The following is a 12,717-nucleotide window of genomic DNA, read 5'->3' on the forward strand; positions in this document are numbered from 1 at the left end:
AATTCCTATCTTCCTTCTCTAAAGGATAACGATTAAGCACCTCAATCTCTAGAACGTATTCTTCTCTCGATATCAGAAGTCCCGGGCTCTTCGGCTCCCGGGCTCCTCATAATGATTTTCCAAGCGAACGATGCTCATTTTGAAGGAAAAACAGCATCCTGTCAAGACCGGAAAGGCCGGATAAATGCACTGGCAAAACCACTCACGCATCCGAAAACAGCGGGACTGCATGCACAGCCCCGCCGCTCTACCTCTCAAGTTGTTTTTGCAGAATTCATTTTCTGCCTTAGATCTCTCTGGAAATTCTGATAATTCATCTCCGCCATAGATCTCTCCGGAAATCCTGACTACTTCTCCGGATACAGTCGGGGGACCCTGACACTTTCTTACAGGTTCATCAGAATTGATATTCCGCAAGCGTCGTCAATTCATCATTCTTCGCGCGCACAAGTATAGTAAAGTGTTCTCCGGATGGATTCACAAAACGCCATGCTTCTTCTCCGTAATGCACACCTGATTCCGCTGCATTCGGTCCATTCATACTCATTCCATCCTCAGGCTGTACTATCGTTCCGTCATCCAGAACAAGATTTACTGCGTAACCGCATCGAATATCAATGTCATTACACATCTCCGGAACAGTGATATCCACCCAAAGACTCGCCGGTGTTCTTACAACAGAATTGAGAACCACATCCCCCTTGGTTACGTTCTCCGCCAGCACCTGATTTCCGCCGGTACTGCAGATACCGGAAAATGACACCTTCCAGTTTCCTTCAATCCTCTTTGTCTGGCTGCTCATACCGTCGCTATTTACACCGTTACTGTCTGCATATCCTGCTTCCAGGGCCGGAAGATCAATTTGTACATTCAGCTTTTCCCCTTCTGAAAAAGAGCATCCATTCCAGACTTCATAGTATCTCAGATTCATTTCGCTCATGGTCACAAAATTACCATTCGAATCCTTCTGAAAATATAGCTGATCACCGAGAAGCTCAAGATCCCTGCCGTTGATGTAAAGAGACGGCAGACATCCTTCTTCTACTATAGGGTGAACATAATTATACGCTTCAAGGACTCCTTCCGGATCCTTCAAAGTCAATGTGACCACCAGTATTTTACCGTCACAGTAGTAATCATCTGCTTTAATCGATATTCCTTCTGCATCTGTTTCTGGCTTATTGCTGTAATTCTGTCCGAAAACAGAAACACTGGATGCAGACGCAATCTGTTTGGACATTGACGAACTTCCGGAATAGCTGCTGGCAGATTTCACTTCTTCCGCGTTCTCTGCAATGGTTTCTATTTTTCTCAGGTTGTAACCCTTATTCCCACTGGTGGCTTCTACGATTCGCGCAAAGGATCTGCTGAACAGATTATCCGCGCCGACGGCATAACTTGTTCCTGCAATAACAAACAGACCTAAGCAAAAACAGGCTGCCATGCCCGCAAAACGCCGCATCCATATTCCCGTGCGTTTTTTTCTTCCTCTGCGCCCTGACAAACGGATTTTGCGATAAACATCCTCTTTCTTTTCAATCACCTCTGCCGGTATCTCTACGTCCCTTTTCATAATGGAACGGATCAGTCGATCTTCTTCCCCGTCATTCGATGTTCTATATTCACTCCATCTTTTTTTCATCAGACAGCCTCCTTCTGATCAGCTCTCTACCTCTTACAAGCCGCGTCTTCACGGTATTCTCGTTCAGTCTGAGTACTTCCGCAATTTCACGAATCGTCAGTTCATCCGCATAATAAAGTGTAAGAATCATCCCATATTTCTCATCGACTCCCTGTATCAGTTCCCTAAACGAATCCCCTTCATTTTCCTCCCAGTTCTGCATTTCTGTTTTCTCGGGAATTTCTCCACTTCTGTCGTAGTGGGCCTGATCCCGGATAATCGCGTAACAATGATTCAGGAGGATTCGAATCATCCAGGTACGAAAAACCGCCGGATTCTTCAGCGTGTATATTTTTTCGAAGCACGTCAGAATGGTCTCCGCGACCGCATCCGATGCATCCTCATTATTCCGCAGAACCGACCAGGCTGTCTTATACATGATCTGCGTATTCTGATCCATCAGTTCAAGAAACGCATCTGTATCTCCATTTATTGCTCTTCTAACCAGTTGTTCCAAATGAAAGCTCCTTTACTTCCCGAAATCATATCGCCGTTTCCAAGGGCCTCTTTTCCGGCGTTGAACATTCCTCTTTCCTTTCGGTCTTCCTGAATGTCCATTCATATATTAGATGAAAAGAGAGCAGAAATAGTTTCAAAAAAGCCGCCTATTAATGCGTCAACAAATTTCTCATAGTTTAAACGAGCTGGAATTTATAATCGTCCACCTTGCTCTTCGTCCTGTGTTTTTCTTTTTCACTCCTGCAATTGCATGGGAAGAAATAGCAGATCATGTATAATAATTTCATAAGATAAAAACCAAACGCACATCCGCCCCGTCTAATAAGTGTAAGTACTTACGAGATATACTCTTTACGATCACAAACAAGAGGTAAACAAGAGATGACCAAAATTCGGAAAGCAATGCAGCAGGATAAGGCTGCCTTTTCTGAGCTCATCCAGGAAAATGCCGCAGATATGTATCGTATTGCCCGCGCGATCCTGGAGAATGACGAGGATACAGCAGACGCAATACAGGATGCTATTCTGAGCAGCTGGCTTCACATCCATCAGCTTCGGGATGAAAAATACTTCCGAACCTGGCTGATCCGCATTCTGATTCACAAATGCTACGATATCAGAAAAAAGGCACACAGCACCTCTGCCCTGCAGGAATATCAGGAGTTCACTTATATGGAAAATGGATATGAAAAAGTTGAGTGGAAGATTTTTCTGGAAAGTATGCCCGAGATATATCGCACACCGCTCCTCTTATATTATATGGAGGGCTTTAAGGTCCGGGAAATTGCACAGATTCTGGACTTGAATGAAAATACGGTAAAGACCAGGATCTCTGCCGGAAGAAAAAAGCTGAAAACTTCACTCAAAGAAGAAGGAGGTACTTTACATGTGGAAGGAAGATGCATTTAACCGAATACTTGCCGACGACAAGATTCCCTCTGCAGTGGACCAGAAAATAATGGATACACTGAAAACCCTGCCGGAACCCTCTAATACTTCCGAAACAGACAATGAGAGTTTTCCTGCGACAATCAGTACGAAAAGGATTCTGAATCCCGCGAGATCGGTTGCTGCCGCCTGTCTGGCATTCGGACTCACCTTCTCCGGTATCTGCATCACGCATCCGGTCATGGCCTCCGGCATCCCCATGGTCGGGAATGTTTTTGCAGACATCGGAAAATCTCTCGGGTTCGGGGGAGATTTTTCTTCCTATACAGACCCGGCTGCTGACGCTGCCTCTCCAGACCAGGTCATTGCCTCTTCCTCGTTGTCGCAGAAATCCGACGCCATCGATCCTTCTGTTGATACCCTGAGTGTGACGGCTGACGGAACCAATATTACGATTCAGGATACCTACTGCGGAGGAAATACTCTGTATATCAGTCTGATAATCCATTCACAGAAAGACCTTCCCGTATCTCAGACTCTGATGCAGGACGGAAAGCCGGATCTGAATTTGAATACCTCACTTGCAAAATTCAGTTTTGATTCCCCCTCGAACGGAGGAAGCACCATCGGCAACATAGACGGAAAATTTCTCGACAGCCATACGTACGAGGGCGTGATCCGTCTCACAAACACATACACGGATTTCCCGAAGCATTTTAACGTGACCCTCAACATTAACGATATCATCGGAATGAAAAAGGACGGTGCCTTCCCTGACATCCCGGAAGACCTTCAGCAAGCCTACCGGAAAAATCTCTCAGATGCCGGTTTGTCCGAAGATCTGTACCAGACCTACAGTACCGAACAGCAGCGTCAGATGGATCAATGGTATGCTGATATGATGAACGAATACTCCCGCCGCTACCCGGAAACTGACGACATCGCCAGTCCTTACCTTTACTGGAAAATTACCGGTCCATGGAATTTCTGTCTGGATATCACCCGCAATAACAGCGATGTTCTCCATAAAACCATCTCGGTGAAGAATCTGCCTTCCGTGGACACGATCTCCTTAATAAAAACACCTTTTGAACTGTCTCTGACTCCGAAGGCCACTGCAGACAGCCTCGTAGCCACCCCGGACGGCAGTATGGAGTATAAAGGCGAATCCTATTTCTACGTACTGACCGATGCCACAGGCGATTGGATGATGCCGCCCCTCTTTGCAACAGAATCAACGACATTTGCCGTAAAGGACTGGGATACCTCCTCTGTGACAATTTATGCCATGCCGTATATCCGGTACATGGATCAAATCAAAGGCGCGCATGTCCGTGAAGACGGTACCTATATTCATAAGGACTGGAGACCGTATCTTGAATCCTATGCTCTTTGGACAGAAACCGTAAATTTCTGATGAATCAGAAGAATCCTTGTCCCATACACTCGATAAATAATCCGTTCTGCCGGGTTTCATCCGCTAAAAAAAGGACCTCCACTCACAATGATTGGAAGTCCTTTTCATGATTTTATCATTTATCCGGCTCTATGGCCGGATTTCTCGCTCAATTTTACATCTTTTGTCATGTCCGAACAACAGTGCCGTGCATAGACATGCATTTCCTTGCTTCGCCTGCTTTTCAGCCGCGTTTGCTCTGAACCTCATCCCAGTATCTTGCGACCTCGGCGGAGTACTCCTTACCCTCCTGCGGGGCGCCGCATACCTCGTTGTAGTATGCCCAGATATCGCCGAACGGAAGCATCTTGTCCGCCTCCTGGTCGATCATCAGCTGTGTGAAGTTGCCCGCGTTCTGAAGTTCCTTCAGATGCTCATTCGGCAGGCACAGCGCATTCAGCAGGCACTTCTGCCAGGTACGGAAGCCGACTGCCCATGCGGATACACGGTTGATCGAAGCATCAAAATAGTCGAGTGCCATATGCACACGATCCAGCGCGTCATTGCGTACGATCTCCTTCGCCATCTCCTTCGGCTCATCATCAAAGAGAACGACGTGATCCGAATCCCAGCGAACCGGGCGGGTGATATGCAGAGCAATCTCCGGGAAGAAGGTGAGAAGCGCCGGAATCTTATCGGATACAACCTCCGTCGGATGATAATGGCCGTTATCCATCAGCGGAATCAGCTTGTCCTTATTGAATGCGGCATAGGTCAGCGCAAACTCAGAGGATCCGGAAGTGAATGACTCGACTCCGATTCCGAACACCTTGGACTCCAGGCACGGCTTTACCTTGTTGAAATCGTACGACTCAGAAAGGATCTGGTCAACGGAATCCTTGTACCGCATTCTCGGGCCCATCCGGTCTGCGGGAACATCCTTCAGTCCGTCTCCGGTCCAGATATTCATCACACACACCTCACCGGTCTGCTCCGCGAAATAGTTTGCGATCCGAATGCATGCTTTTCCGTGCTCAATCCAGAACTTGCGGACATCCTCATCCGCGCTGGACAGGTTCATTCCGTCCGCGCCGGCACACGGATGAGAGAAGAAGGTCGGATTGAAGTCAATTCCCATATGATGCTTCTTTGCGAAGTCCACCCATTTCTGGAAATGCTTCGGCTCGATCTTGTCGCGGTCCACCTTCTGACCCTTTTCAAAAATTGCGTAGCTGGCGTGAAGATTCAGCTTTACCTTACCGGGAACAAGCTTGATCACCTCTTCAATATCAGCCATCAGCTCCTCCGGTGTTCTGGCGATTCCCGGATAGTTGCCGGTCGTCTGGATTCCTCCGGTCAGCTGACCGTCTGAATCGAAGCCGTGGACATCATCTCCCTGCCAGCAATGCAGGGAAACCGGAATATCCTTCAGCTTCTCAATGGCAGCGTCTGTGTCAATTCCAAGCGCCGCATACTGTTCCTTCGCAATCTCGTAGCGTTCCTTTACGGTTGTCATCTCCGTTCCTCCCATTCATTCGTCATTACAAATATTCTATTTTCACGGATCGATTCTTGCCGTGAGTCTTCGATCATCGTGAATCATTAATTACCATGTGTCATTTATTATCACCGGTCATTTCCCGGTGATGTGCTATGCGGCCGGCGGCTGTGGCGCAATTCAGAACCGGTACTGCGGCATACCGCTGAAATTCAGCCGGAAATCAGTTCTCCCTCCGGGCTGTATACCTTGATGCCGAAGGACTCGTGGATGTTCTCGCGTGCTTCCTCTACCGAATGGAAAACTCCGGTCGCGAGCATCTGCGCCGTGATATTGCCGATAGCGGTTCCTTCATTCGGACCTGCATGTACCTCTTTGCCGGTTGCCTTTGCGGTCAGACGGTTCAGATAGTCAACATTGCAGCCTCCTCCGACAATATGAATTCTCGAGTAGCTTCGGCCGTTCGCTTCCTCCAGCTCCCTCTCCGTCTTCGCGTAGCACTCCGCGAGAGATGTATAGATCAGCGTCGCGAGCTGTCCGAAATTCTCCGGTACCTTCTGTCCGCTCTCCTCACAGGCTTTCTTGATCTCGCCGATCATGCTGTCCGGGGAAAGGAATCTCTCGTCATTCGCGTCCACCCGCGACGGAAAGTCCTTCTCCGCCTCCGCCATCTCTACAATCTGCGGGAAACTGTATTTGTCATTCACCTCATGCCGAGCCGAATTGATCATCCACAGACCCATGATGTTCTTCAGATAACGGAATCTGTGATCATAGCCGCCCTCGTTTGTAAAGTTCAGTGCACAGCTCTTTGCCGAGGTATCGGCGGTTTTGCGCTCCACGCCCATAAGCGACCAGGTTCCGGAGCTGATGTACACAAAATCATCGTCATTTGCCGGCACTGAGAGAACCGCAGAACCCGTGTCATGCGTACAGGGCACAACGACCTCGAAGTCGTAACCGATCTCCTCCGCGAGCTCCGGACGGATATGCCCCAGCTTTGTGCCGGGCATCACAAGTTTCTGGAAGATCCGGCGCGGATATCCGAGCCTGTCAATCAGCTCCCAGTCGTACTCACAGGAAGCCGCGTTGATCAGCTGTCCCGTGGTAGCCTCCGTGTACTCATTCACCTTCTGTCCGGTAAGAAGGAAATGGAAATAGTCGGGCACATACAGGAGCGTCTCCGCCTTATCCAGGTACTCCGGATGCTTCGTCTTCACCGCCATGAGCTGATAAATCGTATTGAAAATCGCCTTCTGAATACCGGTGCGGGCATACAGATCCTCAAGCGAGATGATCTTATATACCTCGTCATCCATGCCGTCTGTCCGGTGGTCGCGGTATCCGACCGTGTTGCCCACAACGTTGTCATCCTTGTCCAAAAGGACAAAATCAACGCCCCAGGTATCCACACCCACGTAGCTTGGCATCTTTCCGATCTCTTTACACTTCTTCAGTGCAATCTTGACTTCACGGAAAATCCGGTCAAATTCCCAGCAGAGTTCCCCGTCCTTCTTTACCATGCCATTCTCAAAACGGTGAACCTCCTGCAGCTGAAACTTTCCGTCCTCGATCCATCCGAGCATCATGCGTCCGCTGGATGCTCCGAAGTCCAATGCCCCATAATACGTCATAAAAAACCCTCCTTACACGCGCGTGATAAAATTACCCGATGTTTATCTTATTTATCTCGAGATTTTCCTTACATCCGGCACCCCTGTGTCTTGCTGTCCCTCATTATAGCAAAAGCGAAACGTTTTGAGTAGAACCAGGTTTGACAAAAAAAGGGTCTTCTTTTGCAACATAATCACAACAAATCGGTACGAATCCCTCGCAATCATACATCTGGTTCCTGTGAAGTTCACAGACATATTGCGGAAAAAGCCCTTCAGAAAACAATGCCGCGTAACGAGATAAAACACGCTGCGCGAGTTTTATCTCGCTATCGCGACGCTCGCGTAAAAAAACCTGTGAAAAGTCCCGGGTATCCTGAAATCTTTCACAGGTTCTTTCAGCTATTCTTCTTTTGTGAGGTGGGAACATACTCCCGTTTACCACTTCGACTCCAGTGCCGGAATCCCAACTCCGGCTTCAGCATTCCGGGACCGGTCAGGTCCGGATCATTTCATTCAATACTCTCCTGCTCCTCAGCGGACGGTCAAGAATCCTGTCTGTCTGGCGGTTCAGCGCATTTTCCAGTTCCTTCAGCACCTCCGGCTTCACCTCAAAGGTATACAGCTTTGTCAGAGGAGCGCTCATGACATAGCGGACCACATACAGCGCGGACGGACTCATCAGAGCAGGATCCGGCGCATACTCACCATTTATCGTCATGATCCGGATCTCAAAGATCCGTCTTACCAGCCGGTTGTCCAGGTGCGGATTCAGGATCGCCTTCATGGTCAGATACAGAAGATTCAGCATGTCAGTACCGTCGATGCCCTCCCGGCCGTAGTAATCCGCAAAATCCAGGAAGTAATACCCGTAATAGACTCCCGGCTGTTCAAAGGCCAGCTCGGTGAAGTATTCCCGGATCGAAGCGGAAATCAGGCTGTAGGAATTTCTTCCTTCGACCAGCGTGAAGCTCCCGAAGGCAAAGGGATTTGACAGTGCCATGAGCGTGCTTCCCGGCCGGCGGGCGCCTCTCGCAAAACAGCTGATTCTGCCAAGCTCTCTCGTCAAAATCACAAGCCTTTTATCGTTCTCACCGATCGGCATCGCCGACAAAACCATTCCCGACACATTGATCTGTTCGTTCATATCTCTCAGCTCAGAATACTAAATCTGTTCACATCTAACGAGAGGCCAAAATTTCAATGGGCGTCGCAGCCTACTCTCTGAGTTCCTTCTTGTCGTAGCCGTAGTTTTTGACGAGGATATCGCTTTCCCTCCAGTCCTTCCGCACCTTGACCCAGAGCTTCAGATTAACCTTGCCGCCGAGCATTGTCTCGATTTCTTTCCGTGCCTCAGTTCCGATCTTTTTCAGCATAGCGCCGTTTTTTCCGATAATGATCCCCTTGTGAGATTCTCTCTCACAGATGATCGTCGCCTCAATATCCGTGATCGAACCATCCGGACGCTCCCGCATCTTGTCAATGACCACAGCAATCCCGTGCGGTATCTCCTCTCCCAGAGACCGGAGTGCCTTCTCGCGGATCATCTCCGAAGCGATCTGCCGCATCGGCTGATCTGTAATGGTTTCCTCCGAAAAGAAACGCGGCCCGTAAGGGAGCACCCGAAACAGACTGTCGATCAGCGCCTCCAGATTTCTGCTGTGAAGCGCGGACACACAGACAATGTCCTCGAACCGGGTAATATTCCGGTATGCTTCCATCGTGCTCTGTACGACTTCCTTTTTGACCTTGTCAATCTTATTGATAACAAGGATAATCGGAAGACCGCAGCGGTCGAGCATCTTTGCTATGTGCTGTTCCGCCGCGCCGATGTAATCCCCGGGTTCAATGAGCCACATCACAGCGTCCACATCCTTCAGAGAGCTCTCCGCCGCGTAAACCATGTATTCCCCCAGCTTGTTTTTCGCCTTGTGAATCCCAGGCGTGTCGAGAAACACAATCTGCCCGCGCTCACTGTTGTAGATTGTCTGAATCCGGTTCCGGGTTGTCTGCGGCTTCCGTGAAGTAATCGCAATCTTCTGTCCGATCAGATGGTTCATCAGCGTAGATTTTCCCACATTCGGTCTTCCGATTAATGCGACAAACCCCGATTTGATCGCCCCGGTTCCAGTCTCCATTCCTGCTTCCATACCTTTTCTCCCTGTCCTGTCTCAGGTAAGGCTTTCAATCTTCCTGAAGAGGTCTGCGTGTTTATCCACGGAGCTTTCACTTCCGATCACACAGATATTGCGCGCGGCAAGAACCGATGCGACCGGATCTGCAAGAGCCCGGATATTCTCTGCTTCCGCGTCCAGAACCTCATCTCTTTCCTGCTGAAAATCTTTCTCTGTCAGGCCTGCGAACCAGCAGTTCAGCGCAAAGCTTCCCCTGGAAGAAGCTGTCATCGGTGTATCCATCTCACTGATTGTACCGATGATGTACTTCGTCATTGCCTTTTCATCCGCGTCAAACTTTCTGAGATACTCCGGCAGACCGGCATATACGTCCAGTGTGTTCTTCAGATGAGGATCCCTGTACGATACCAGATAACTGTCGCCGGAACGTTTGAAGCTGCTCATGCAGCCGTAAGCTCCGCCGAGTACCCTCAGATTCATCCACAGATAATCGTAATTCAGAATCATTCGAAGAATCCGGAAGGCTCCGGTATATTCATATCCGTCTTTCCGGTAATTGCCTGCCTGGGCCACAAACTGCACCTGTCCGGAGGTCTTAAATCCCTCATTCTTCTGCTCTGGCTTCCAGTCAAAGCTTCCCTCCTCGAAGGGATCTGTGCAGAGATTCTCCTCAAGCGACAGAATTTCCTCTTCGATACCGTCAAATCCTTCTTCCTCGGCTGTCACGCTGACCGTCAGATTCTCAGGACGGAATACGATATTCATGAGCTTCTGAAGGTTTTCGATCAGGTTATCCGCTTTCTCTTCAAAATGCTCATCCAGATCCTTTACCAAACGGAGCTGGTCAATTCCCGTTGTTTTCTCTGTCCATGCGGAAAGAAGAGACTGATAGGACAGTGCACGCTTCGCCGCGGAAGTATGACCTGCGGCAGGGATTGCCTGCTCCATTCCTGCTCTTGTACTTGCAAGAATCTCATGAAGTCTCTTTTTGTCATTGAATTTCGATGTCTTCAGGATCTCCTGAATCATCTCGAAGACAAAGTCTTTCTCACGGTAGAGATATTTTGCCTTTACCCCGAACATGCGATAGCCCTTGGAATCATCCAGCCCCTTCTCCGTCGGAAGAACCTGCAGACCGAAGTTGATTCCGCCGGTCCTTGCGTTGATTTCATGGAACAGCCTGCCGTAGGTATAGTGCTCCGTATCCACGACTCCGAGCATATTCTTCAAAATTCCGAGATAAGGAACCAGTTCATCCGGAACCTTCGCGGTATCAAACAGCAGCGTCAGATACGCGATTCCGTTTGTAAAATAATGATGTCTCAGATATGTGGTGTCGTTGACACGAATTTGTTCCGTGTCCGGATGAAGCGGTGTCTTCCGGTCGATATCCTTTCTGGAAAGCATCGGGAGCGAATTCAAAGCCTCCTCGGAATCCTCTGATTCCTGATATTCCTTTAACGCCTTCGTCCCGACAACCATCGCATCCAGCTCCTCATCTGAGAGCGATGCCTTATATGCTGCGAGCTTCTCCGCCGCAGCCTTCTCTCTGCGGGCAGCCAGACCTTTCTCCGGCTTCAGCGTCACAACCGCGGCGTGATTGTTTGACAGGAGATACCTGCGAATCAGATTCTCAAAATAGCCCGTGCCATTCCGTTTCTTGAGTTCTTCAAAAGCATCCAGCTCCTTCAGGTATTCAAAAGGCTTCCCCTCGTCATAGAGCCAGCTGTCAAAAAGATCCATACCGTAGATCAGACCCTTCGGGAACTGCGCATAATCCGCCTCCCGGAAACGGAACTCGAAATAATTGATTCCCGAGGCAATAGCGAGTGTGTCCAGCCCCTCCTCCGCCAGCTTCTCCAGCGTGTCATGCACAACAGACAGAAATCTGTCCTTATCCTCCGCATTTGCGTTCTTCGCAATCACGGAAAAGAACGGCTGAAGAATTCCGTCGTTGTAGGCACCTTCCACATCTCTTCCGATTCCCGCGTCCAGCAGCGCCTGCTTGACCGGAGCTCCCGGTGCGTCCAGAAGTACATACTCCAGGACCGAGAAGGCAATATTCAGCGTAACATCCGAATAATCCCCGACCACAGTATTGACAGACAGATACGTATTGTCCCTCTCAGGCTCACTGTCCAGAACCGGGTAACTCATCGTGACATCCTTTACCTCAGAGAACGGTTTCTGCATCGGAATCTCCGACTCAACCGGAATACGATCAAAACGGCTCAGATACTCCCGGTCCAGCCACTCCAGCTTCTCCTCCATGTCCATGTTTCCATAAAGATAAATATAGCAATTGGAAGGATGATAATACTTTCTGTGGAAATCCAGAAACTCCTCATACGTCAGATCCGGAATTACCTCCGGATCTCCGCCGGATTCCACGCCATAGGGAGTATCCGGAAACAGAGCATTGAAGACGGCGCGGTCAAGCACCTCATCCGCCGATGAAAAGACGCCCTTCATCTCGTTGTAAACGACACCGTTGTAGGTCAGAGGATCCTCTCGGTTCTCGAGCTGATAATGCCAGCCCTCCTGACGGAAAATCTTCTCGTTCTTATAAATATTCGGAAAGAACACAGCATCCAGATATACATCCATCAGATTTTGAAAATCCGTGTCATTACAGCTGGCCACCGGAAACATCGTCTTGTCCGGATAGGTCAGTGCATTCAGGAATGTATTCAGAGATCCCTTTACCAGTTCTACAAAAGGATCCTTCAGAGGAAACTTTCTGGATCCGCATAATACGGTATGTTCAATAATGTGCGCGACTCCCGTCGAATTTTTCGGCGGAGTCCGGAAGGCGATGTTGAACACCTTATTCTCATCATCGTTGGAAAGGAGCGCAATCCTGGCGCCGCTCTTCCGGTGACGGAGAAGCTTTCCCTCAGCGTGCACGTCTTTGATATATTCTTCACTGATTAATTCATACTTATCTGTCATACGCAGCTTCACTCTCCTGACTTCTCATTTCTATAATTTTTCCTCCGTGACCGGATGCAAACAAACGCTGTCCGCTCTCCGTTGCCGGACGTCTG

Annotated in this window: 9 protein-coding genes; 2 read left to right on the forward strand and 7 right to left on the reverse strand. The window is 49.2% G+C overall.

What is annotated here, in order from left to right:
- Positions 1 to 397: 397 nt before the first annotated feature.
- Both ACTNDI_RS06085 and ACTNDI_RS06090 read right to left on the reverse strand, forming a co-directional pair.
- A complete protein-coding gene (locus ACTNDI_RS06085; protein ID WP_441099912.1) occupies positions 398 to 1,642 on the reverse strand; it encodes a DUF4179 domain-containing protein in 1,245 nt (414 codons plus the stop codon).
- The gene (locus ACTNDI_RS06090) at positions 1,623 to 2,138 is read right to left on the reverse strand and encodes a sigma-70 family RNA polymerase sigma factor (RefSeq protein WP_441099913.1); all 516 of its coding nucleotides are present in this window, start codon (positions 2,136 to 2,138) and stop codon (positions 1,623 to 1,625) included. Before ACTNDI_RS06090 ends, ACTNDI_RS06085 begins: the two co-directional genes overlap by 20 nt.
- A 383-nt stretch (positions 2,139 to 2,521) precedes the next feature.
- Here ACTNDI_RS06090 and ACTNDI_RS06095 point away from each other — a divergent pair, with 383 nt between their 5' ends.
- A complete protein-coding gene (locus tag ACTNDI_RS06095; RefSeq protein ID WP_441099915.1) occupies positions 2,522 to 3,049 on the forward strand; it encodes an RNA polymerase sigma factor in 528 nt (175 codons plus the stop codon).
- Positions 3,027 to 4,445, forward strand: coding sequence for a DUF4179 domain-containing protein (locus ACTNDI_RS06100; protein WP_441099916.1), 1,419 nt, complete (start codon positions 3,027 to 3,029; stop codon positions 4,443 to 4,445). Before ACTNDI_RS06095 ends, ACTNDI_RS06100 begins: the two co-directional genes overlap by 23 nt.
- Before the next feature lie 223 nt (positions 4,446 to 4,668).
- On the opposite strand, the gene ACTNDI_RS06105 is transcribed toward ACTNDI_RS06100, so the two are convergent.
- The 5 genes from ACTNDI_RS06105 to ACTNDI_RS06125 form a co-directional block, all read right to left on the reverse strand.
- The gene (locus tag ACTNDI_RS06105) at positions 4,669 to 5,940 is read right to left on the reverse strand and encodes an L-rhamnose isomerase (RefSeq protein ID WP_441099918.1); all 1,272 of its coding nucleotides are present in this window, start codon (positions 5,938 to 5,940) and stop codon (positions 4,669 to 4,671) included.
- 194 nt (positions 5,941 to 6,134) lie between these two features.
- A complete protein-coding gene (rhaB, locus tag ACTNDI_RS06110; protein ID WP_441099920.1) occupies positions 6,135 to 7,556 on the reverse strand; it encodes a rhamnulokinase in 1,422 nt (473 codons plus the stop codon).
- A 475-nt stretch (positions 7,557 to 8,031) separates the two neighbouring features.
- Positions 8,032 to 8,682 carry a DNA repair protein RecO gene (gene recO, locus ACTNDI_RS06115; RefSeq protein ID WP_441099921.1) on the reverse strand — a complete coding sequence of 217 codons (651 nt, stop codon included), beginning with the start codon at positions 8,680 to 8,682 and terminating at the stop codon, positions 8,032 to 8,034.
- Positions 8,683 to 8,752: 70 nt separating this feature from the next.
- Entirely contained in the window at positions 8,753 to 9,685 is a 933-nt protein-coding gene (gene era, locus ACTNDI_RS06120; RefSeq protein ID WP_441099922.1) for a GTPase Era, read from the reverse strand.
- 21 nt (positions 9,686 to 9,706) lie between these two features.
- The gene (locus ACTNDI_RS06125) at positions 9,707 to 12,622 is read right to left on the reverse strand and encodes an insulinase family protein (RefSeq protein WP_441099924.1); all 2,916 of its coding nucleotides are present in this window, start codon (positions 12,620 to 12,622) and stop codon (positions 9,707 to 9,709) included.
- Between the last annotated feature and the right edge of the window lie 95 nt (positions 12,623 to 12,717).

The sequence above is a fragment of the Bilifractor sp. HCP3S3_D3 genome, from assembly GCF_052063915.1.
Lineage (GTDB): Bacteria > Bacillota > Clostridia > Lachnospirales > Lachnospiraceae > Bilifractor.

Coding starts and splice junctions, on each gene's coding strand:
- recO (WP_441099921.1), bottom strand. CDS start 8,682: ATGAACGAACAGATCAATGTGTCGGGAATGGTTTTGTCGGCGATGCCG.
- ACTNDI_RS06100 (WP_441099916.1), top strand. CDS start 3,027: ATGTGGAAGGAAGATGCATTTAACCGAATACTTGCCGACGACAAGATT.
- era (WP_441099922.1), bottom strand. CDS start 9,685: ATGGAAGCAGGAATGGAGACTGGAACCGGGGCGATCAAATCGGGGTTT.
- ACTNDI_RS06105 (WP_441099918.1), bottom strand. CDS start 5,940: ATGACAACCGTAAAGGAACGCTACGAGATTGCGAAGGAACAGTATGCG.
- ACTNDI_RS06125 (WP_441099924.1), bottom strand. CDS start 12,622: ATGACAGATAAGTATGAATTAATCAGTGAAGAATATATCAAAGACGTG.
- rhaB (WP_441099920.1), bottom strand. CDS start 7,556: ATGACGTATTATGGGGCATTGGACTTCGGAGCATCCAGCGGACGCATG.
- ACTNDI_RS06095 (WP_441099915.1), top strand. CDS start 2,522: ATGACCAAAATTCGGAAAGCAATGCAGCAGGATAAGGCTGCCTTTTCT.
- ACTNDI_RS06085 (WP_441099912.1), bottom strand. CDS start 1,642: ATGAAAAAAAGATGGAGTGAATATAGAACATCGAATGACGGGGAAGAA.